The 23,263-nt window shown below is 46.9% G+C and carries 20 protein-coding genes; 3 read left to right on the forward strand and 17 right to left on the reverse strand.

Features of this window, described 5'->3' with window-relative positions:
* Positions 1-64 precede the first annotated feature (64 nt).
* Positions 65-349 carry a hypothetical protein gene (locus QI63_RS00245; RefSeq protein ID WP_044012774.1) on the reverse strand — a complete coding sequence of 95 codons (285 nt, stop codon included), beginning with the start codon at positions 347-349 and terminating at the stop codon, positions 65-67.
* Positions 350-363: 14 nt separating this feature from the next.
* On the reverse strand, positions 364-522 hold the full coding sequence (rd, locus tag QI63_RS00250; RefSeq protein ID WP_016523563.1) for a rubredoxin: 159 nt from the start codon (positions 520-522) through the stop codon (positions 364-366).
* Between the two features lie 170 nt (positions 523-692).
* Between rd and QI63_RS00255 the strand changes: the two genes are divergently transcribed.
* Together QI63_RS00255 and QI63_RS00260 are read left to right on the forward strand one after the other, a co-directional pair.
* Complete coding sequence (locus QI63_RS00255; protein ID WP_044012779.1) at positions 693-1,067, forward strand: hypothetical protein; 375 nt, start codon at positions 693-695, stop codon at positions 1,065-1,067.
* A gap of 11 nt (positions 1,068-1,078) precedes the next feature.
* Positions 1,079-2,071 (forward strand): radical SAM protein, encoded by a 993-nt coding sequence (locus QI63_RS00260; protein WP_044012782.1) that lies wholly within the window; start codon positions 1,079-1,081, stop codon positions 2,069-2,071.
* 79 nt (positions 2,072-2,150) lie between these two features.
* Here QI63_RS00260 and QI63_RS00265 read toward each other — a convergent pair whose 3' ends face one another.
* From QI63_RS00265 to QI63_RS00310, 10 genes are all read right to left on the reverse strand, one after another.
* The gene (locus tag QI63_RS00265; RefSeq protein WP_044012784.1) at positions 2,151-4,115 is read right to left on the reverse strand and encodes a TRAP transporter permease; all 1,965 of its coding nucleotides are present in this window, start codon (positions 4,113-4,115) and stop codon (positions 2,151-2,153) included.
* Between the two features lie 111 nt (positions 4,116-4,226).
* A complete protein-coding gene (locus tag QI63_RS00270) occupies positions 4,227-4,730 on the reverse strand; it encodes a DUF1850 domain-containing protein (protein WP_235619725.1) in 504 nt (167 codons plus the stop codon).
* A 12-nt stretch (positions 4,731-4,742) separates the two neighbouring features.
* On the reverse strand, positions 4,743-5,747 hold the full coding sequence (locus tag QI63_RS00275; protein ID WP_044016833.1) for a TAXI family TRAP transporter solute-binding subunit: 1,005 nt from the start codon (positions 5,745-5,747) through the stop codon (positions 4,743-4,745).
* Between the two features lie 259 nt (positions 5,748-6,006).
* Positions 6,007-8,136, reverse strand: a complete 2,130-nt coding sequence (locus tag QI63_RS00280; RefSeq protein ID WP_044012787.1) for a methyl-accepting chemotaxis protein — start codon at positions 8,134-8,136, stop codon at positions 6,007-6,009.
* 32 nt (positions 8,137-8,168) lie between these two features.
* Positions 8,169-9,494 carry an ABC transporter substrate-binding protein gene (locus QI63_RS00285; RefSeq protein ID WP_044012790.1) on the reverse strand — a complete coding sequence of 442 codons (1,326 nt, stop codon included), beginning with the start codon at positions 9,492-9,494 and terminating at the stop codon, positions 8,169-8,171.
* Positions 9,495-9,600: 106 nt separating this feature from the next.
* On the reverse strand, positions 9,601-10,734 hold the full coding sequence (tgt, locus tag QI63_RS00290) for a tRNA guanosine(34) transglycosylase Tgt (protein ID WP_044012792.1): 1,134 nt from the start codon (positions 10,732-10,734) through the stop codon (positions 9,601-9,603).
* 1 nt (position 10,735) lies between these two features.
* Positions 10,736-12,778 carry a hypothetical protein gene (locus QI63_RS00295; protein ID WP_235619727.1) on the reverse strand — a complete coding sequence of 681 codons (2,043 nt, stop codon included), beginning with the start codon at positions 12,776-12,778 and terminating at the stop codon, positions 10,736-10,738.
* Between the two features lie 46 nt (positions 12,779-12,824).
* Positions 12,825-14,447, reverse strand: coding sequence for an ATP-binding protein (locus QI63_RS00300; protein WP_044012798.1), 1,623 nt, complete (start codon positions 14,445-14,447; stop codon positions 12,825-12,827).
* A 115-nt stretch (positions 14,448-14,562) separates the two neighbouring features.
* Positions 14,563-15,606 (reverse strand): class I SAM-dependent methyltransferase, encoded by a 1,044-nt coding sequence (locus tag QI63_RS00305; protein WP_044012801.1) that lies wholly within the window; start codon positions 15,604-15,606, stop codon positions 14,563-14,565.
* A 73-nt stretch (positions 15,607-15,679) separates the two neighbouring features.
* Complete coding sequence (locus QI63_RS00310) at positions 15,680-16,327, reverse strand: redox-sensing transcriptional repressor Rex (RefSeq protein ID WP_044012804.1); 648 nt, start codon at positions 16,325-16,327, stop codon at positions 15,680-15,682.
* A gap of 243 nt (positions 16,328-16,570) precedes the next feature.
* On the opposite strand from QI63_RS00310, the gene QI63_RS00315 reads away from it, so the two are divergent.
* Positions 16,571-17,323, forward strand: a complete 753-nt coding sequence (locus QI63_RS00315; protein ID WP_044012807.1) for a HEAT repeat domain-containing protein — start codon at positions 16,571-16,573, stop codon at positions 17,321-17,323.
* Between the two features lie 201 nt (positions 17,324-17,524).
* On the opposite strand, the gene QI63_RS00320 is transcribed toward QI63_RS00315, so the two are convergent.
* From QI63_RS00320 to QI63_RS00340, 5 genes are all read right to left on the reverse strand, one after another.
* Positions 17,525-17,890: a VOC family protein gene (locus tag QI63_RS00320; protein ID WP_044012809.1), complete on the reverse strand. Its 366-nt coding sequence runs from the start codon at positions 17,888-17,890 to the stop codon at positions 17,525-17,527.
* A 168-nt stretch (positions 17,891-18,058) separates the two neighbouring features.
* Positions 18,059-19,162 (reverse strand): endonuclease/exonuclease/phosphatase family protein, encoded by a 1,104-nt coding sequence (locus tag QI63_RS00325; protein ID WP_044012812.1) that lies wholly within the window; start codon positions 19,160-19,162, stop codon positions 18,059-18,061.
* A 238-nt stretch (positions 19,163-19,400) separates the two neighbouring features.
* A complete protein-coding gene (locus QI63_RS00330) occupies positions 19,401-20,297 on the reverse strand; it encodes a type I phosphomannose isomerase catalytic subunit (protein ID WP_052185434.1) in 897 nt (298 codons plus the stop codon).
* A gap of 74 nt (positions 20,298-20,371) precedes the next feature.
* A complete protein-coding gene (priA, locus tag QI63_RS00335; protein WP_044012816.1) occupies positions 20,372-22,369 on the reverse strand; it encodes a replication restart helicase PriA in 1,998 nt (665 codons plus the stop codon).
* Positions 22,370-22,372: 3 nt separating this feature from the next.
* Positions 22,373-23,203, reverse strand: a complete 831-nt coding sequence (locus tag QI63_RS00340; protein WP_044012819.1) for a uracil-DNA glycosylase — start codon at positions 23,201-23,203, stop codon at positions 22,373-22,375.
* Positions 23,204-23,263: the final 60 nt, after the last annotated feature.

Below are 23,263 nucleotides of genomic sequence, written 5' to 3' on the forward strand. Positions count from 1 at the left end.
ATATAACTCCTTTGTATAAAACATGTTAGAGGTTTTCCTTAGGTTGAGTTTACGATAACATCTATTATAGAAGAATTATTTTTTTACTGTTGGTTTTGGTGATACCGAACACCCGTAAAATATTCTCTGCGGTATAATCCGAATGGGCTAATTTATTGTAATAATCTGCAACGGTCTGCAACTCTTCTTGAGAATCATCATAGACAGCAAAAGCCGCTGCACTACGGAAAGCGCCTGCCTCAAGTAATTCCGTCAAAGTCTTACTGCTATTTTTAGTACGCCGTTCTTTATCGACCACCGCAGCCGCACTGTCATATCCGATCGTACTGATAAAATCATTTTTTGTCATATTACACTCCTGGTTTAAACCTTTTTAAATCCTTCCTTCGAAACGCCGCAGAGCGGACATACCCACGTATTGGGCAAATCTTCAAATTGAGTACCGGGTTTAATGTTACCTTCAGGATCGCCGGTATTAGGATCATACTCATAACCGCATAAATCGCATACATATTTATCCATACCCCACTCCCTTTTCCATAATGCTTTAAGTATGACCAATACTATACGAGTTTTACAGCGGTTTTACAAGTAGGAGCAGAATACGGAAGCGGCGGCTATATAGAGAAGTATTAGAACCTCTGCAAATGCGGCTTGCTTTTTAGGTCTCTTTTTCTTATAGTAACATCCTTATGAATATCCTCGAAAAATTTTATAGCGATGCACGACGACGAACGGAAAAATTATCTGATCCTGCATTCCGGCAAGAACTGTGTACATTTTTTGTTCAAACAATCCGCAGTTACGATAAAAGCCTACTTCCATTAGCGGAAGATTCGGCTGAATACTGGCTACGCACGCATCTACAAGATACAAAAGAAGACGCCGTCAACTGGTTCTATACCGTCTTTGCCCTCTTTGACGACAGCTTCGGCAGCGATATGGATTTTTCTGATGAAGATTGGGAAGAACTGCACGCAATTGTTTCGGCAGCGGCGGAAACACTCGATATGCACACCGTAAGCGCCATTATGAGCGTTATGGTTGAACGGAATAAGCTGGAATAGGAACGGTATTTGTGATACGGGATTTTTGCTGCATAGAATATGAGCACTGTACCGCCTGTCCAAAGCGCTGCGGGGTAAATAGGAACGCCGGAGAGCGAGGTTTTTGCGGAGAAACGGCGGAGCTGCGCATTGCATGGGCAGGGTTACACTTTGGAGAAGAGCCTCCGGTAAGCGGAGCGGGCGGTTCGGGAACGATATTCCTTACCGGCTGTAATCTCCGCTGTGTTTTTTGCCAAAACTTTCAAATTTCGCAAGAGGGTATGGGACGTGCCGTAACGGAACAGGAATTTATCGAAATATGCCTAACACTCCAGAACGCGGGAGCGGAAAACATCAACATCGTTACGGGCAGTCATGCGGTGCCGGCTTTGGGGGCAGGGCTCCGAGCCGCAAAGCAGCACGGTTTAACTGTTCCTGTCGTGTGGAACTCCTCCGCCTATGAAACGGCGGAAGCGCTCGAATCGATTGCAGATACCGTCGACGGATGGCTGCCCGACCTCAAAACGCTTAATCCCGAAACATCCCGCCGTGTTTTTGCCGCTCCGGATTATCCCGAACAAGCCTGTGCTGCAATCGAGACAATGGCACGGCTTTCTCCCCTCAACCTTACCCCGCCCGATGAGCAGTATCCGTTCGGTAAAATGCTGTCAGGCGTTATTGTCCGGCATCTTGCGCTTCCGGGAAAATTAGAGGATTCGCAAGCGGTACTCCGTTGGTTCGCTCAAAAGCTTAAAGGCAAGGCGCTGCTTTCGCTGATGACTCAGTACACGCCCATTACGGCAAATCCGAAAGCACGGCGCATCGACGCTTTTTCCAACCGCTTACTCGATGAATCCGAGGATATCCAACTGCGTACCTTCCTTGAAGATTTAAACATCGACGACGGTTTTTATCAAGAATTGGTAAGCGACTTGGATTGGCTCCCCGATTTTAACCGTGTACATACCTTTTCTTCCGCACTGTCAAAACCGCTCTGGCATTGGAAAACCGGCTGGGTACATTAACATTTATTTTCAGCTGCATCCTTTAAGTTCCGTGGTAACGAAGTACAGTCTAACTTCGTTACCTCTGTTCTCCGGATGCCTAGGCGGCTGCGTGCCGTGCTTCTCTCCGCGCGAGTATGCGCTGGATAAAGATAGACGCAACAAAGATCCCGACGCCGGCAAGGTCGGTTAATAAGGCGCTGTCGATGAGCAAGAACGCTCCTGCAAGCATCAAGAGCCGCATGAAAATATTCACCTTAGTGTGGAAATACCCTTCTACAGCGGCGCTGATTAAAAAGACGCCGACGCATGCGGTAAGCGCAACCTGAATACCCTGCCAAATATTCGTATCCATTAATAGCAGCTGATTATTGTAGACGAACATATACGGAATAATAAAACCGGCGAGCGCCAGCTTAATGGATACAATTCCCGTCTTCATCGGATTACCGCCCGATATACCTGCTGCGGCAAATGAGGCAAGCGCAACCGGCGGCGTAATATTGGCGAACATCGCAAAGTAGAAGCAGAACAGGTGGGCAGCCAACGGCGCAATGCCGAGCTCTATCAGCGCAGGAGCCGCAATCGTTACGGTAATGATGTACGCAGGAATACTCGGTAAGCCCATACCAAGCAGCATACAGGTAACCATCGTAAAGACAAGCGTCAGCAACAAGCTCTTTCCGCCGAGCGAGATAATCGCACTTGCCATATTGATGGTAAAGCCGGTTAAGCTCGACACACCGATAACGATACCGACACAAGCACAGGCAATCGCAACCGATACCGTCGATTTTGCGGAAGCGACAAAAGCAGCCTCTATATCTTTTAAGCTCATGCGCGTTTCTTTTTTAAGCTGCGCAATAATGATTGTCAAAATGATGGTTAAAAAAGCACCTTTGATAACGGTATAACCGCTAAAGAACAGCATATACACCAAGAATAAAATCGGGATGGTCAGATGCCAGTACATTTTCAGCGTTTCTTTCACCTTGGGCAGCTGATCTTTCGGCATACCGTCGAGTTTGTCCTTCGACGCACGCAGCTGAATCTGGAAGATAATACCCAAATAGTAAATCAGCGCGGGGATAGCCGCCGCAACGACAATCTCTTTGTATTTAATACCGAGCGTTTCCGCCATAATAAATGCGGCTGCACCCATAATCGGCGGTAAGAGCTGACCACCTACGGAAGCAGTTGACGAAACCGCACCGGAGAATTCTTTGCTGTACCCGATTTTCTTCATAAGCGGAATGGTGAACGAACCGGTAGTAACGACATTCGCAATTGCAGAGCCATTGATACTTCCGAGCAAGCCCGCTGCAATAACTGCGACCTTTGCAGGGCCGCCTTTCGTATGCCCCGCCAAACCGATAGCAATGTCATTAAAGAATTTTCCCATTCCGCATTTATTCATAATTTCGCCGAATACGATGAATAAGAAAATGTACGTTGAAGAAACGTTGACCGACGTGCCGTAAATGCCTTCCGTATTGGAAAAGAGGTGCCCAATCAATTTAGGCCATTTAAAACCTCTATGCAAAAACAGACCCGGCACGTTTATCGGGATAAGCCCCTGACGAGCGCCCATCAGCGCATAAATCATAAAGATAATGCCGATAACCGGTAATGCCCAACCCGTAATCCGCCGTGCAGCCTCTATTACCAATGCAACCAATATGGTCCCCATGATAACGTCCGTCAGGTTTGCATCCCCTACCCTGTCAATGATAGCTTGATAATTCACCCACATGTAGACGGGAATGATAACGGACAAAATCATCAGTATGTAATCATACCATGCGATAACTTTTCTACTCGATCTTTTAAATGCAGGATAGATTGCAAAAGTCATCAACAAAATCATGCCGACGTGAATGGAACGATGGCGCAAGGTCTCCGGCCGGATATAGCCGGAAGCATACGCCAAATGGTAAAAGGTAACCAGCAGTGCTGTCCACTTGAGAATTTTTGTAAAAATCGGGTTAACAAAGTTTCGAGTTCTACTTTCCCGTTCAAATTCTTCCAAGAGAGCCTTTTGGTCTATTGTTTTTTCTGTAGCCAAGATGTACTCCTCAATGGGGCATCGCTATTCCGAAGGATACGAAGCAAATCTAATCACGTTTTTAGCGATTGCCCGATCATAATGAAGAAGCGGTACAGTCTTACGACGGTATCAGCGCTTCTTCTGTAAGCCTAACCGTATTTTTGCTCGCTGGGGAAGCTCTTCTCCCCGTATGAGCACGGTATCATTTATCGTGATGTTTTTGAGATGTTTTTGCGAATGGATCCAATTAAACTCTTTGAACACACTGCCTTCTATATTTTCCATATAGATAAACCCGTCCTCATATCGGTAGGTACAGTCCATCTCCGCCGGAATACCGGCGCCGAAACCTTGAACGGCAATGGTAAAAAGTTTAAACGTATGTTCATCGGTTACCCGATAAAATTCTTTCCATAAGACATGTTCAAACGAATGTTCCCACTCAAACGAAAGAACATCGCCTGTCTGCACTGTTTGAATGCAATACCGTTCTTTCGTTACCTGATTGGAAATTTCGATAGTCTCATCGGAGGAACAGCCTAACGGCAGCAGTACGGCGACAATAAGCAGGCACACTTTATGCAAGAATGCCCGCGTAGGCATGAGCCACAATGCAGCAAAAAGCCGTTCCATCCAACGTATCCGTTAATTCTGCGGAGTCTTAAAACCTTTTTCCTGCCAGAATTTTACAGCGCCCGGATGCAGCGGAATTTTCACATCCTCTACACCGAAGGACAAATCGATATGCTTATTTGCCGCATTGTGCGATGCTTTAATCGTCGAAATATTATCGAAGATAACAGTCAGCATATCATATACGACCTCTTCTGAAAGTTCGCTGTTTACCAGCATGATGTTATATACAAAAACGGTATTAACATCTGCAGTGTTGTTATAGGTATTTGCCGGAATGATCGTCTGTGAGAAGAACGGATACTTTTGAATCAGAGCATCCCGACCTGCTCCATCAATCGGAACAATTTCCATATCATAGCTGGTAGCAAGCTCCATAATCGTTCCATTCGGAAGACCGGACGTAACAAAAGCTGCATCGCACTGACCGTTTTTCATTTGATCGATTGCTTCACCGTATGACAGATAGTCAACCTTGCTATCGGCATACGTCATACCGTAGGCTTCATAAATCATACGGGCATTTAACTCAACACCGGAGTTTGCAGCACCGACGCCGACACGTTTTCCTTTCAAATCTGCAACGGTTTTGATACCGGATTTGCGCAGTGTTACGAGCTGTACATAATTCGGCCACAAACGCATACAAGCAGTCAGCTTAGGATTCGCTTTACCTTCATAGGCGCCGAAGCCCTTATATGCCTGCATAACGGAGTCCTGCATTGCGATTGCAAGCTCCGCTTCACCCTTCGAGATCATCGAAATGTTTTCGGCTGATGCGCCGGTCGCTTGTGAACTGGTATTATACCCAGCCGATTTTAATGCTTCTGCGAAAGCTCCGCCGATCGGGAAATAAATACCGCTTGTAGGGCCTGTTGCAACTGTGACAAACTCTTTTGTTCTGTCAAGGTGATGCTCGGATTTTTCGCCGCTGCCGCTTTTTTCACAGCCGATTGTTGTCATCGCAATCAATGCCACCATACACAGCAATCCGAAAGTTACTCTTACTGTTTTCATACCTTCTCCTATAAAAGTTTTTGCAGGATGTTTCAACATCCGAAAAAACTTTTAGCCATGCGCGTTACGCGCATCCGTAAATAATCGAGTTTGCAACGCAAACTTGAGATAAAAAGTACCGGCGCCATTTCAGACGGTACTTTTTATCATATCTCCTATAAAAGTCTTTTTCGGATGTTTCAACATCCAAAAAAACTTTTAGTCATGCGCGTTACGCGCATCCGCAAATAATCGAGTTTGCAACGCAAACCTTCTTTGATTATCTCTCTGTTTTAAACTTGCCTACTTCCAAGACAAGACCGTCTATACTTTGCTTATTTTTGACGGCAATTTCAAGAGACTCTTGTGCAGCCTCGTTGATTAGCTCCGTCTGCGAGGCAATATCCTCTATGTTTTCCCGTAAAATACGCGTTAAATCATCCAACCGTTTTGTTGCCGAAACAACCTTCTCACCGTCGGTAAGCATTTCACCGGAACCGCTCTTTACTTCGTTTGTCACGCCGGTAACATCGTTGATGATACCCCAGATAATTTTTCCATTTTCTTCCTGCTCATCCATCGCCTGCACCACCCCTTCAATAGAGGTGCTTAAGCCTTTGGAGTAGCCGGAAATGATATTAAACTTTTCAACAGCACCGGCAGCAGCACTCGCGAGCGTATCGATTTCAACAGAAAGATTCTTCAAAGTGATGGAAATCTTTTTACCCTGCGTACTGGACTCTTCTGCAAGTTTTCTAATCTCGGAGGCAACAACGGCAAATCCCTTACCGGCTTCTCCCGCATGAGCAGCCTCGATTGCAGCATTCATTGCAAGCAGGTTCGTTTGACTCGCGATGTTTTCTATTACGGCACCGGCCTCAATTAAATCGCCCGACGCTTCCGATATCCGCTGTGAAACCTCATTTGCTTTTACCAGTGTTTCGCGGCCATCGTTCGTAGCCGTAGAAAGATGACGAATAACCTCTCTGGTCTCTGCAACGTTTTCTCCTACGGTATCGATACTGTGAGACATCTTATCAAATGAAGATGAGGATTCGGTAACCATAGCGGCCTGTTTGCCGATACTTTCATCCAAGACTCTCAGCGTCGTTATGATGTGCTCGATAGCAGAAGCCGTACCGGATACGCTTTCTTCCTGTTCGACGAACCGATGTTTTAAATCTTCAATACCGGCAGTAATATTTGAAACAACCTCACTAACCGACATCATATTACTTTCAAGATCGGAACCGACCGCTTCCATCTCACGAGAGTCGATACCGATTTTTTGAATTGAATTTCTCAATTTCGCAATAGTCTGATTAAAGTATGATGACAATACACTCGTTTCATCTTTACCGCTCGCAGGCAGCTCTATGGTAAGGTCTCCCTCTCCCTGTGCAATATTTCGAAGCGCTGCAATAACGTGCTTGATGGGATGGGTGATATTCCGTGCAATATAGAAACCAAGCGCTATTGCAACTGCCAACTGAATTAACGCGATAAGAATAAATGTTTTAATCAAATTCGAAATATTCTCCGCCATAAACTCCGACACGGGAGCAGTTAAGAGGAGCGTCCAATCTGCATACCGCATCGACGCAACGGCAGATATATACTTAACGCCTTTTATTTCAGATACATTCACAGAGGACTTATGCGACGCAAGCGATTGTTTAAGAAACTGTGCATAGGCATTTGTCTCACTTCCGATTATCTCGCTGTAAATACTCTTATAAAGAATTTCGGGACGCCGATTTCCTAAGATAGTGCCGGACGAACTCACCAGATATGCAGTCCCGGTTTCACCGATGATAATATCGCTAATCAAATTTGAAAGCGCATCACCCAAAATAGTTGCGTTGATAACGCCGATGATTTTTCCCTGTAAATCACGCATAGGAATTGCAACGGTGAATATATACTTCCGGGAGGCAGAGGACGCCGCAGGTTCGGTAATTACATACTTTCCTTTACGCGCCGATTGGAACCAATCGGTACCGGCAACTTTTTCAACCGTGTTATCTGTCCGATAGAGCATACCGTCAAGCCCGCTGATACCGAAGCTGAGCCAGCCACGCTGCTTTTGCATCTGTATCTCATTCTTAAATAATTGTATTTTTTCTTGATATGGTATCGTTTCATCCTGAATGGCAGGCAAGTTGGAAAAAGCCTCCAATTTTCCGAAAAGCGCTTGGGAACGTTCGTCCAAAACTTTTGACGAATTTTTAACCAATTCCTTTAAAAAATATTCGGTATTATTCATGAGGGATACGGATGCAAGATATACCGCGACAATATAGACTACCAGCAAAATGAACACCGAAAAAAAGGCGAAAGCGGTTATCATCTTATTCCTAATTGAAAAAAATGAAAGTTTGCTCTGTGTATTTGAAACCGTATGTGCCATTATATTCTCCCGTAAAGTTTTTAGACGATGCCTTACTCTTTCAGCGTAGCATTGGAATCTCGCACAAAGCGGTTCAACGTAGCTTGAATATCATTTCCCGATGCAGCTTCTTTTAAAAGCGCATTCCAATATTCCCGCATCTTGGCAAAGCCGGTAATGTTATTGTAATACTGACCGAAAAAACGCTGAAGTACCGAATTATAGAGAATTTCGGCATCCTCAGTTTCTATTTGAATTTTAGAGCTTGCCGGAAAGCCACCGGTTGCGTTTATCAACTTAGGTGCCCATACTTCGTCGGTAGCGGCAAAATGAAGAAACTTCTTGGCTGCCTTAACTTTATTTACATTGCCGTTATTAAAGACACAAGCACCGCCTGCTAAAAATTCCAGAAGCGGAGCGCCGGCATTATTGGGGAAAGGCATATAGATCGGTGTAAAATCTTTTCCTTTATACCGCCGTTTGCCGTCATTCATTTTATTAAGCTGAGGAGAATACAAGATAGTATGCGCAGCTTTTGCGGAAACAAACATTGCAATCGCATCGTTTGAAGTAAGATCCTTTCCGTCGAGCAAAAGTCCCCGCTTCATTGCACGTACCGTCCAGTCCACATTCCGTACCGCTTGCTCAGAATTATAGATATAACTTGAATAATCTCCATTTAACAGATTTGCGTTTCCATAAAGGTTCACCAAAAACGCTCTGGTACCCTGGTCGCCGCCCATGTTCTTATAGTAGAAAACACCCGGGACAATTCCTGCCGGAAGCTTTTCTTTAAGGGCAGTTAAAAGCCTTTCATACTCTTCAACCGTCCACTGGCGGTCTCTCCGCTTATACGGCAGCAAATCGATAAGATGCAGATCTTCGAGCATTTCTTTATTGAACGCCATCGAAAAAGCACCTTCGTGCATCGGGTACATATAGGTGCGTCTATCTTTACCGGCAGAAACAGTCAAAAGCTCCGTCGTGATATACGGTTTTTCAGTTGCGAGAACATCATCAAGCGGTTCAAGCAGGCCCTTCCCCGCCCATCCGATAATTCGGCCGGGGGCATCATAAATAATATCGGGAGCCTTGCCTTCCGCTATGGCTTTTTCAATCTTTTCCGCTCCATCGGTAAAACTTATCAGTGTAAAATGTACTTTAATTGAAGGATTTTCTTTTTCAAACGCCGCGATTAAACTCTTTTCAAAATCGCCTTCGACACCGGTATCGGAGGTAAAATTAGGGAACGACCAAAATTCAATCTCCGCAGCGGTATCGGTTGTTTTAGCATTCATACATCCTGTACAAAACACCGCTAACAGCATAAACAGCACAGATACATTTTTTTGTAATAAATCGTGAAAAGCTTTCCTCATTACAGCACCTTGATATGTTATTTTACGAAGGTATTCATAAATCTGCGCATTTTAACATAAGCGGTAAAATATAACAATCGGTATCGATTTAATTGTTCACAGGCTCTCAAGCCCGTCCGTAATAATCTTTAAGGAAGCTGCGGTAGTATTCCGAAAAACGGTCTGCGGTAATTGCATCCCTGATTTCGGCAACCATTCGATGGAGGAATGCTAAGTTATGGTAGGTTGCAAGCATCGAATACAGAATTTCCTTACAGCGGAACAGGTGCCGCAGATACGCGCGGCTGTAATTCCGGCATACCTTGCAGGAGCAGCTCGGATCGATCGGGCCGAAATCGTATTCATATTCTTTCTTTTTAATTGAGATGGGCCCGGTACGAGTAAACAAGTTTCCGTTCCGCGCATTCCGCGACGGAAGCACGCAGTCAAAAATATCAACGCCGTTCTTTACCGCCTCTAAAATATAATCGGGGGTGCCGATACCCATCACATAGAGCGGTTTATGTTTGGGAACATGCGCGGCGGTAAAGGCCAAAAATTCCTTGTACACTTCCTCAGGCTCGCCGACGGAAAGACCGCCGATTGCGATACCGTGCGGATCACATTCCATAATCGATTCGATACTTCTGATACGGAGATCTTCAAAAAAACCGCCTTGTATAATCGGGAAAAGGCTTCCCTCGTACCCTTCCGTTTGATCCCATTCCCGCACCGCCCGATGCATCCACGCAGTTGTCAGTGTCAGCGCTTTTTCGGTTTCCTTTTTGGGAATACCGTAGGGGGAACAGATATCGAGCTGCATTTGAATGTCGCTGTTAAAGGCGGCCTGCACCTGTACCGCGATTTCGGGGCTTAAAAACTGCCTGCTGCCATCGATATGGCTCTGAAATGTTACGCCTTCTTCCTTAATTTTCCGTAGTTGAGACAGCGAGAATACCTGAAATCCGCCTGAATCCGTCAAAAAGTTTTTATTCCAGCCGGAAAACCCGTGCAGCCCGCCCGCCTGCTTGATAACGTCCATACCCGGCCGCAAAAAGAGGTGATAGGTATTCGCTAAAATGATTTCAAAACCTATTTCGTGTAAATCATCCTTGGTTATACCCTTTACCGTCGCCGCCGTTCCCACCGGCATAAAGGCGGGGGTTTGCACCGTACCGTGAGGCAGGCGTATCACTCCCGTGCGGGCAGCTAAACCTGCATCCTGATGTAAAAGCGTATAGATATTTTTTCGTTCTCTCATATTACAATCCTTTTAAATAGGCCGGCCTGTTGGCAGGCGGTAACGCACAATCTTCGAGCAATGCATCACTGGAATCGGCGGCAACCGTACTTTCCGCCGATTCGATTACCCCGATAAAAAAGCTGCCTTTAACCGATATGACTTGTACCCTGTCATGCTTATAGAGTACCTGTACGGGAAAAGCACCCCGCTCCGAAAGCTCCGCATCGGACGCGCTTACAGGAGTTTCAAGCGCTTTTTCCATAGCCTGTGCCACCGCCTCAGCTTCTTCCGATGAAAAAATCGGCAGCCAGTGATAAAACCTCACGTCAAACCACCCGGTCTGGGCAGCAGGAACAATCTCTAAGCCGGAAATACCGTAGATGGAACCTCCGCCCAGCAATTTGATAACCGCTTTTTTATAGTGAATGAGGTGCGCTTCCATATCGTGCTCCCGTTCCTGCTCCGGTGGAGCACTCGCAACCTGACTTCCGGCGACATTGCTCCCCGTTGCCGCATCGGCAGCAGGTACGGTATCAGCAGCAGGTACGACATCGGCACTCCGCGCAGATTCACAGAGGTTGAAGAACTCCTGAGGCGTGTAATAAATCTTTTTGCGCTCGTAGGCCTCGCGTGTTTTGCCGGTTACATACAAATGCACCATCAGACCGTCGTATAAGGCAGCGGCTTTGTTTTTGGTATAAGCGCCGATTATCGTTTGATCGAGTGTTCCGACGGCGGTATAAAAACCGCGTATTACCGCTTCCGCTGACATACCTGCCGTCTCAGGCGGTTTACGGAGATGCACTACCACCGCTGCCATTACGACAATAAGCGCGACACACAGTACCGCCGCTGCCGCAATTTTGCCGGAATTCCGTCTAACAAAGCGTTTTCGGCTGATGCGCTTCCGCGCCTTTTGAATAAAAGCATTGAGCGCCGCCTGCTGTTGTGCTGAATCCTCAGCTGCCTGTACCTCAGCCTCTTCGATTGGCGCCGCTTGCTCCTGCATACCGGCCTTCTGCGTGTTCGGCTGCTTCGCCGGTACTTCGTCTACCTGTATACCGGTGAAGAACGGCAGCGATTCATCGCAACAGCTGCAGAGCTGTTCTACAAACGGCAGTAGCGGCGCGGTACGGCAGTTAGGCATTATATCGCTGCCCGTAGTTTTTTCAAGACCGAGGCTCTTATATGCGGCGGATTTGGCACTACCATGCCGGCCCGTAGTTTTAGCACTCCCCTGCCCCGCAGCTGCCGATAACCCGTCATCGATAAGCCGCGCAAACTGCGGACACAGCGCCGGACAGCGGAGTTCAACCGGCACATAAATGCCGTCCCGTATATTCTGCACAAGCTGTTCCACCGCACCGTTGGCGCAAAAGTCATCCCCGTCTACCGCTGCAAACGGGACGGCGGCACTGTTAAAAGGCGGCGCTCCGGTTATACAGGCATAGCTGAGCGTTGCTAAGAAAAAGGACGCAGCATCGTTAAGAGGCACTCGTTCCGCATCGGGATGTACCCATGGATAATGGAAGCGGAGCGCCACCGCGGTTTCGGCAGTAACGCAGCGGAGTACTAATCGAGGCGGAAGCACGATAAGGTCTTGAGCGCCACCGTCCGTTCCTCTCTCCGCCAGCAAACACAAGGGGGCAGACATAGCTGCTCGGAAAAAAGCTTCGCTGACTGCGCCTCGTTTATACGCTGCGATAAGGTAAGAAAAAAGCCGGTATAACTTTCGTAATACAGCCTCTGCACGAAGAAGCGCCTGCGGATCACGGAACGCACCGGCAGCAGCATCCGTATCGAGACAAGCCAAACCGATAAGCGGTTGCGCTTCCTGCAGCAGCAACACAATCCCAACTTCATCCCGTCCTTTTTCCGTATTAAAAAACGTAACGGTTTCGTTAAGATAAAACTCCTGCACCGTCCCGTCAGAGGCGATACGCAAACAGGCGTCGTGAAGATAATCGGTAACAGCCGAATGCGCAAAAGCACGCGGCTCCATCCCCGAAGCAAGACAGCAATACGCCGCTCCGTTTATCTGATGTAGTATTATCGGACTCATATTTTCAAACATATTCTCCACCACGAAAAACAGGATTGAGTTTGTATCATAGCTGTTCTACTTTCCAGTCTCTAATCGTTCGTGTTACTTCATCAAATCCCGCACCGATCAATACAATCTTTTTTCCATCCGTCTTATACTGTGCGGCGTAGGCATTCTCTTTGATTTGCTCGAGTACATCTTCCGCAGTGCCGTTGCCACTCAGCTTAAACTCAAAAAGATAAACATTGTCCGCTGTATGCACTATGCAGTCTATTCTGCCTTTAGAGCAATGCTCTTCCGTCTGTACAAACTGCCCCATCAGTTTAAAAATAAGGTATACCGCTGTCTGGTAGTTTTGCTCCCGCAATTTCAGCTCTTTACTGCTAAAGTTGTCATACGAGATACCGGCAATAAGCGACTGCATCCGTTCCATAAAGCTATTCACATCACCCTTGCGGATGTCTTGTACAAACCGCCCAACCCATACCCCTGTTTGGCCGAACGGTACATCAGAATATGCAGGTAAAAGATTATTCAAAAAGCCGTACCGAACCTCATCATTCGGAAAGCCCAACCGATACAACCGTAAATCTTTTATATATTCCTTGATGGTTAAATATCCCGCTTGAAACAGAATTGGTAAGGTATCCTGTGCAATAGCTCGATACGTTTGCAAGCCTTCTTCATCCAGCTCAACATTTCCATCCAAGTCGGGGATATAATAGTGAGCTTCTTTGAGGTAATTGACTAAAAAAGTCGGTGTTCCCGTATTGAACCAGTAGCTTTTGATTTCTTTTTTCACAAAAGCACTCAAAAGGCTATAGGGATTATACATTCCCTCTCCTGCGGGATGGAACAGGTAACCGTCGTACCACTGCTTTAAGGCTGTCAATACCTCCGGATAGTCAATGTTCTGCCGCATTGCGAGTGTTTGTATATCCGGCTGGAAGTTTGCTTCAAGTTCTGTCTGACTTATACCGCAAATGCCGGCATAGTCTTCTTCCAGCGATATATCCCGAAGATTGTTCAAATCACTGAAAATACTAATCTTACTGAATTTAGTAACACCGATTAAAAAGGCAAAGCGGATATATTCATCGCAGGTTTTAATAACCGAATAAAATGCCTTGAGGGTATTGCGGTAATCTTCATTCAAGGCCTCATTTACGCCCATCGTTTGTAAGAGGGGCTTATCGTATTCGTCAACAAGAATGACTACTTGCTTACCGGTTTGCAGGTATGCGCCTTTCAAGAGTTTTTCAAAGCGTGAAGCAAAAAACGGTTGTGCTTCTTTCGATATCGAAATACCGTATAAAACCTCTGCTTCAGATAACATAACATTCAGCCGCTCATTTAAGGCACCGCTATCCGTGTATTTTCCGATATTAAAGTCAAAATACAGAACAGGATATTCCTGCCATGCAGATCGATTTTCTTGTAAAGCAAGTTCCTCTTCAGCTGTTTCAAGGTATAAGTCTTTGAATAACTCTTTTTTTCCAAGAAAGTATGCAGATAATGTCGAAAGGAACAAACTCTTGCCAAATCTCCGCGGACGGCTGAGAAAATAAACACGACTGCTTGTTACTAATTGAGTGATATACTTCGTCTTATCTACATAGAGATAACGGTCATTCCGTAATACCTTAAAACTCTGTACGCCGATCGGCAATTTTCGTGGAAAGTTCATGGAGTAAGTATAACAGGATTTGTCCGGTCAGGCAATTTCGATGTAAACCACCAACTAGGCATCTCTAAAAAACTGAGGTTTTTAGAAATAAAATACAGTGATACACCGTATATTTTCAAAAGGGCGTACTGTGGCTTATCTTCCACAACCGGTGAATTTTTTTATTCCGAAAATCTTCCGGTATCGATTGTGCGCTGATGTCCTGCACGGTGAAGAGCGTATTGTTGTAAATAAACTTATCCTCTCCCATGCTGCGATCCGGTCTATCCGAAAGTTCCGCCGTGTCAAAACGCAACGTTCGTGAATTGGTCGAAAAGTATAAAATGCCTTCCGCCGCCAATACCTGACAGCAACTGCGGATTAAATCCTGCCAATGCCGATTCACATCGAAGAATTGGGGCGCACGTTTTGAATTGGAAAATGTCGGCGGGTCGCAGATGATAATATCCCACCGTTCTTTCCGTTTTGCAGCCTGCTCCAGAAAAAGACGGACATCGCTTTGCACAAACCGGCAGCGTTCGGAATCGGCGACCCCATTCAGCTGAGCATTTTCAGCCGCCCATTGCAAATAGTTTTTTGACAAGTCAACCGAACAAACCCGCCGCGCTCCGTTTACCAGCGCATGGATAGAAAAAGAAGCAGTATAGCAAAAAAGATTCAACACGGACTTACCGGCAGCACTGTCGGCAACGGCAAGCCGAGCCGGACGGTGATCAAGAAATAAACCGGTATCGAGATAATCGGATATATTGACAAAGAAGCGGCACTTACCTTCCCGCACGATAATCCGCTTTCCGCTGTCCGCAATCTTTTCATATTGAGCTTCACCGCGCTGCCGCTTTCGGCATTTTTCATATACTTGCTCCGAAGGAATCTGTAAAGCAGTACATAACGCTTCCGCCAGCTCCGAAAGAGAAGCAACATTTTTATCTTCGTGCCTATAGACCTGCCGTTCATACTCGGTAAGCACGGCGAACAGCACTCCGGTTGTATCTTCAATATAGAGATCAACGGCAACGGGAATTTCGGGAATATCCCTATCATACAGCCGATAGGCAAAGAGGTTTAATCGCCGTGCATATTTTTTTAAATGCTTATACCGTTTTACGAGGCGGTTATAAAAAAGAGCCGCCTGTTGAGAATATTCGGAAGAGTTCATAGCAGTTTTACTACGGGACTTTAACGCATATACTCCTTAAAGTCCCATATACGTAAATTTTAAATCAACTAAGCTATTCGCTTGCTTGCTGAATACGGGTATTCATCATAACGCCTAAAAGCGCATAGCCTGAAGTAAGATCTTCCTGTTGAACAAGGACGTTATCGGGTACTTTGATTTTAACATTCGTAAAATTCCAGATTGCGTCAATACCTGCTTCTACCAATTGATCGGCAATCGCCTGTGCGCTGGGTGAAGGTGCAGTTAAAATTGCTAAGGCAGGATGCAAAGTGTTAATTTCTTCGGTCAATTTATTCATTGCAAAAATCGGAATACCATGAATTTTTTTTCCGATCTTACTTTTGTCACTGTCAAAAGCCGCACAGATTTCCAACCCGTGATCTCTAAATCCCTGATATCCGGTGAGCGCGGTACCAAGATTCCCTGCTCCGATAAGAATCGCTTTTTGCAAGGTATCCCAGCGAAGAAAATGCTCGATAGCTGAAATGAGATCTTCAACCGGATATCCTTTCTTCGGCTTACCGATAATGCCTGTAATAGCTAAATCTTTCCGTACTTGGATCGGTTCAAGGTGCAGCTCTTCAGCAATAACGGTACCGGAAATATAGGGGTATCCATCGGATTGGGCTTGCTTTACTATATGCAAATAGGACGGTAATCTTCTGATTGACGGCACTGCAGGTATCTTTAACTTTTTCATTCGACTCACCTTACTTGTTGAAACTCAAGGATCAATAGTTTTACAATCCTCTTTTATGATATAAGTAAAAGAATGAAAGGTCAAGCGGTAATAATTATCGTGTAAAATTGCCGGCGGTTATCAAATATATTGGAATCCGAAAATCGAAAACAATCGGCCTCTTGACACTTGCAAAAAAATAACTGACAATAAGTTGGTATTCTAGTAAATACCAACTTTGAACAAAGGAAGGGGGTCGTTACCATGCGGCACAAATTATTGATACTATCACTGGCTTTAAGCCTGCTTACTGCTCCGCTTATCTGCGCGCAAAATAAAGACGCTGCAAAGAAAAATGATAAGAACAGCGAATCCGACGGTATGATTACCGTCGAACAGGCATACCTCAATTCAATTGAAGGCGTTATGATTAAAGAAATGGTTGCCGCTGAAGGGCGCGATTCAAAACGGGTTGCCTTACAGTATATCGAAGAGGCATTGAATGAAGGCCGCCAATCGGAAGAAATTCAGGTAGCGTTAAGTACGTTAGCAACCGAAGGGCTTTCAACCGTTGTGAGAGAAGACGGCAGGGTAGTAAACAATTATCCGGAAATAAGACGCCGTGCATGTGAGCTGCTCGGACAAATGGGTACCGACAAGGCAAAGGATTCATTGATTACGGTTATGTACACCGATAATGAACCCTCCGTTATCACAGCAGCGGTAAAATCGCTCGGCGAAATCGGTAAAAATGACAATGATGAAGTATTCAATATGATTAACTGGATTGCCCGCAAATTCGATACGGTTAATCCGACAAGTTCGCTCGCGCTTGAAATCCTGAATACCTTCGAAAAGATGTCCGGCTCAATTATAAACAAAAAGGAAATGTTTGAGACGGTAATGCGTATTGCAAATAACTATAACTATGTAACTCCGGTAAGAACCAGAGCCTACGAAGTAATGCGCACCATTTCAAGTTCCAACTCCAATACGGATCAAAAAAAGAATAAGTAATTTCTATTGGTCTATTGATTCAGCCGGATGAGTGAATACCCCGTGCTTTACGCCGAACAAAGGGGATTGAATCCGGCTGTAATCGCCGGTAACTTGCTATAAAAAAAGCGTTGTAAATACTTTACAACGCTTTTTTTATGAAAATCTTTCAGAACATCGGGGCATCTCGAAAAACTTTGGTTTTTAGAGATATCCTTCTGTTTATTTAGCTTCAATAAAATCTATTTCGATTCCATTGGGATCGACTGCTGTTAATATCTTTTTACCATCCTTTACCGTTCGCGGCTCCATGATAATCCGGACATCTTTAGAGCGGAGGTATTTTTCCGTCTCACCAATCTGATTCACAGTGAATGTCAACGAAATAGAGTTTTCCTTTTTTACCTTTGAACGATCGTTATGGATCAGTTCCAAACGGCCATTCGATTTAGGATCATACAAAAAGGCAATCTGCTTACCCGGTGCAGCAGACATCATAGACTCGAAGGTGAGCCCGAGCACTTTCTCATAAAACTGCAATGATTTTTCCATGTTGTCGGTTCTAATAACCACACTATTCATCTGCATCTTTTACTCCTTGGCAAATAGCAGTATTCCTGCATCTGCAATACCTATAGTATACCCGACAATGGGCAATTTTGCAAAAGAAAGATATTTATCTATGAGGATAGTTTAGGGGATATCCCAAAATCTTATTTTTGGGATACCCTTTAATACCCCGTCCTCTCTACGGCATTAGGGATTCAAGACGACACGCAGCTTTACCGGATTATGGTCGGCATAGCGGAAGGATTCGTCGAGTGTCTCGACCGACACAACAGAGATATTCGGAGAAACGATAAAGCCGTCAATAACGTAGTACGGCCACTTGTTACGGATATTTTCGTCGGTAAGCGCAGGCGTATACGGTGCATTGTTAAGACGGCATGAAGGAACCCTGTCATCGACGGCAAACTGCCACCCCTCCGGCAATGAACCTCCGCTGATTGCGCCCGGCCTCCAAAACTCATCGTAAAGAGGATAACGAGCCTGTGTGCCCGGGAAGGTTTGGTTAAAATCACCGCCCGCGATGACGTAGTTACCTGCCTCATATTCGGCACGGATAAAATCGATAAGCGCATTGGTTTGAGCAATTTTGCCTTCTCCGTCATCGTACGCTTCCAGATGCAATACCGCGGTTACCAACTCCCTACCCGATTCGAGCGGGAAACGGGTTATCAGCATACAGCGTTTTAAATTAACCGTTCTGACCGGCCACTTGAACGGCACCGGCAACGCAAAACGATAGGTGTTCGTAAAGGGATACCGCGTAAACAGGCCGACTCCGCTCGCTACCTTCCCGATTGGAGGAAGAGGATACGGAACATACGAGACCTTAAAATTATAGGTATAGGTAAGCGCTGTACCGAGCGAGTCAGCAAGTGCCGCCGTTTGATCGATATAATAAGAACGCTTTGAGGACTTATCCATTTCTTGAATAAAATAAAAATCAGAAGGATATCGTTTCAGCGTCTCGATAACTCCGGCAAGGTTTTCTTCCACCTCTTTTTTGCCCGAAGGGCGTACCATAGTACCGCCATCCATAAAGAAATCCTGTCCAGCACCAAGTCCGCAATAGCCGATATTCCAACTGACAATATCGATCGGTTTTCCAAACGCAACGGTTTCTTTCGTAAGGGCAGCTTCTCCTATGACTTCAGCAGGCTCTTGAGCGTCAGGGCGATACTCAGTTATTGTAATAAACAGTAATAAAATTATGAACAATAGGGCAGCAACACCTACAATTCCGCCGATCACCTTTAATGCCAAAAGACTCATTCGTACCCAAAACATTTTCATATAGACCGTCCTTTACATGAAGCTGCCGATTTTTACCGACATCGATTAACCGGCGAACTTCTCTTTTTTTCTTAACAATGATTATCAACTTTGATATTCATTCTGTCAACATTGTTTTATCGGGGTAAATGCATCAGGCCGTTTTTTTAGTAACCCCGCGGAAAATATTTTTAATGCAGTTATCCTGATACAAGATGGGATTCCTTGCCGGTTATACGATGCATCCGTTCAATTGCTACTACCCCATCAGCATAATCGAAAGAGGCGAGCCTTGATTTGGAATAACCGAAACGGTAGATTCCCGACGCACCATAATACAGTCCTCAGCCTTTACCTGCAAGGATGGAGCTCCGGCAGTTTCAAGTATGCCGTTTTCCGCAATTTCAAGCGTACCGCTTCCGGCGATGATAAAGAGGCTGCACCATCCCGTTTTTGCAGCAGGGGTATCAAATGCCGAAAACGAAAGAGTCCCCGCAACGGGAAAATCTTTTTTTTCAAGCCTAAAATACGGACACACCGATTTCCCGCTAAAAGGATGTTCCGGTGTCAGCGCCGACTCAGGTAAGTACCGCAATACATCAAGCCCTTTTTGTACATGCACCTCACGGGGACGCCCCCAGTCATAGAGCCGGTAGGTTATATCGCTTGACTGCTGCACCTCTAAAAGCCGCAAGCCGCCTTGTATCGCATGGACGGTTCCGGCAGGGATAAAGATAAAATCTCCCTTCGAGACGGGAACGGAGCGGAGACAGTGCTCAATCGTATTATCCCGAATGGCCGTTTCCAGCTCGCTGCGGCGGTAATCCTTCTGCAATCCGTAAATAATCTTTGCATCGGGTACTGCATCGAACACATACCAACATTCGGTTTTACCGGCGCTGTGTTCATGGAGGCGCGCATAGTCATCGTCGGGATGTACCTGCACCGAAAGCGTTTCGTTCGCCTGAATAATCTTAATCAAAAGCGGATACGAAGCGCCGACGATAGCGTCAAGCGGTGTTCCGCCTATCTGCGGCGTTGTATCATCTACAATAGACTGCCCCGCCGGATGAACGGAAACAATCCACCGCTCATATCCCCAAACCTTTTCGGAAACAAAAGGCTGTGTTTTAAACATCGTTATATTCTGCTGCATATCATACCTCTCAACTGCATATCATACAGAGGCACCTCTAAAAAACTATATCTGAATTTTTACAGATGACACCATCACAATAAACTGACAGGATCGACATCCGTTTCGATATACACACCCACAGCTGCTTTGTATTCGGTGATAAACCGGTAGACGGCTTTTTGCATCGGTGCGAGCGTTTCGGCGCGCAACAGCAGCTGCATCCGGTGATTGCCCGCTACAAGTGAAAGCATACAGTCGGACGGGCCAAGTATTTCTATGCCTTCCGCAGCATCCGGCGGAAACAGCTGCGGTAAAAGCTCCCGTGCGCCGAAAGCGGCTTCTTCCGCTTTGTGTTGATCTTTACTACGGAACACCAGCCGGATAAGACGGGCAAAGGGCGGAAATTCCAACGCCTGCCGCTGCTGCAGCTCCTGCGTATAAAAACCTTCCACATCGTTGTGCTGCGCACAGACAATTGCAGGATGATAGGGATTATAGGTTTGAATGATAACCTCCCCATCCGGAACATACCGCCCTGCCCTGCCCGCTACCTGCATGATGAGCGAAAAAGTGCGCTCGGCAGCTCTAAAATCGGGCATCTGCAAGCCGGTATCGGCAAGCGCAATTCCAACCAGCCGCACGCCGGGAAAGTTTAAGCCTTTGGCAATCATCTGCGTACCGAGTAAAATATCGATAGTGCCGTCCCGAAAGTTATTTAAGATGTGAACCGCCTGCTTGTTTTTTTGCAGAACGTCGGTATCGATACGCTGAACGGTACAGTCGGGGAAGGTTTTCCGCACCTGTTCTTCAATATATTCCGTGCCGATGCTCGTATAGCCCGCCTCGATGGAGCCGCATTCGGGGCAGGCACTCGGCGGCTTTGCCGTCCATCCGCAGTAGTGGCACTTCATCAGCCCCTCGCTTTTATGAAAAGTGAGCGGCACCGAACAGTTTTTACACAAGAGCTCGTGTCCGCAGTTCTTACACTTAAAGAAATGAGAAAAGCCTCGGCGGTTCAAAAAGAGAATGGTCTGTTCCCCCTGGGTTTTGGTGCGGCGCATTTCATCGATCAGCGCAGTGCTTAACGCTCCGGCCGTATGCAACAGCGATTCGATGCGGATATGGGGCAGCGCCCCGCCGGAAAGCCGCTCGCTCAGCCGCAGAGTACGGATTGCGCCGGTTTTCATCAAATGCCATGCCTCTACCGACGGCGTTGCCGAACCCATCACCAGCGGACAACCGTGTTTTTTGCAGAGGTACATCGCAACCTGCCGCGCGTGGTAGCGGGGCGCAAAACCCGACTTATACGAACCGTCGTGTTCCTCGTCGATGATGATGAGTCCCAAATCACGGACGGGGGCAAATATGGCGCTGCGTACTCCGACGACAATCCGCGCCTCGCCCCGCGCAATACGCCGCCATTCCGCAAGCCGCTTGCTGCCGGTTAGTCCCGAATGGAGCACCGCGCAGCGGTCGCCGAAACGCTTTTTGACGGTTTCCGCAACCTGATGGCTCAGCGTAATTTCGGGCACAAGGTAGATAACCGATTTTCCGGCAGCAAGCACACGAGAAGCGGCCTGTAAAAAGACTTCGGTTTTACCGGAACCGGTAATGCCGTACACATAGAAGAACTCGCCGCCGGTGCAGTCGGAAATTGCTTCTACGGCGAAGCGTTGTTCTTCCGAAAGCGTAAGTGCCGAGGCGGAAAAATCGGTTCCGGCGAATTCGATCCCGTCGGTATTCAGCTCCCCCGCTTCACGTTTGCCGGAGGGCAGCATTGCGGAAAGCGCAATCCCCTCGGCGCAGATATAAAAGCGGGACATCCAACGGGCGAGCGCCGCCTGCTCATCGGTGAAAAGCGGTTCCGCATCGATGATGCGGTCGATCGGCTTTATGTCGGCTTCCGCAAAGGGGCAGCTCTTGGGCAGCGTTTCATATTCCGCAACAATAAAACCGACGAGCTTGCGCGAGCCGAATCGAACCGCCGCCCGCCTGCCAGCCAAGGATTGTTGCCCGTCCGCAGCGGCATTCCGGTAAAAAAATGATTGATATAAAGGAAGCTTAAAGACAAGCTCAAGCCACTGCGCCATAGATTAGCCTTGTACGTGAAGCTCGTGCAGACGGGCGCGGAACCGCTTGAGGTCTTCCCATGCGGGGCGTTTGAGGCTTTCGTCCCGAAGCAGCGCGCTCGGATGATAGGTCGGCATCAGCGGTATCCCCTGATAGTCGAAAAAACGCCCCCGCAGCTTTCCGATACCGTCGGAGGTTTGCAGCAAATGCTGCGCGGCAATGCGCCCCATCACCAGAATCATCTTAGGGCGGAGCAGCCGTATTTGCGCATCCAAAAAGGCGGCGCAGCAGCTCCGTTCTTCCGGCGCAGGGTCGCGGTTTTGAGGCGGACGGCATTTAACCACATTGGTGATATAGCAATTGGTCTTGCGCGAAAGCTGAATAGCTTCCAGCATCTTGTCGAGAAGCTGCCCCGCCCTACCGACAAAGGGTCTGCCCTGCCGGTCTTCGTCCGCGCCCGGCCCCTCGCCGATTACCATCACCTCAACGGAGTTGGTCAAGCGGGACAGCTCTTCGGGGCCTTCTCCCGCCACCGGATGAGTACGGGTTTGCCCCAACACACAGGCGGAGCACTGTGCAACCGCAGCGTAAATTTCCTGCATCGACCGAAACAGCGTTCCGCCGCTCCCTGCCGAAACCGCAGCAGAAGTGCCGGTTACAGTGCCTACAATCTCCGCAGAACCGGTTTCAACAGAAACTGCATTCACCGCAGCGCTCGTTGTCGCAACAAGAGCCGTTGAATCTCCGGCAAATGCAAACGATTCGGGATACGGTGCATCGCTGCGGTACCCTTCGATATATTCCGATGCGGTTCTAAAAAACCGATATAATACTTCACACGCTTCCGTTTCCATACTCACCATGGCCACCGCATTATACACGGAATTGCAAGAAAATGCAAAGAAGCAATTTAC

The organism is Treponema sp. OMZ 838, assembly GCF_000775995.1.
GTDB lineage: Bacteria > Spirochaetota > Spirochaetia > Treponematales > Treponemataceae > Treponema.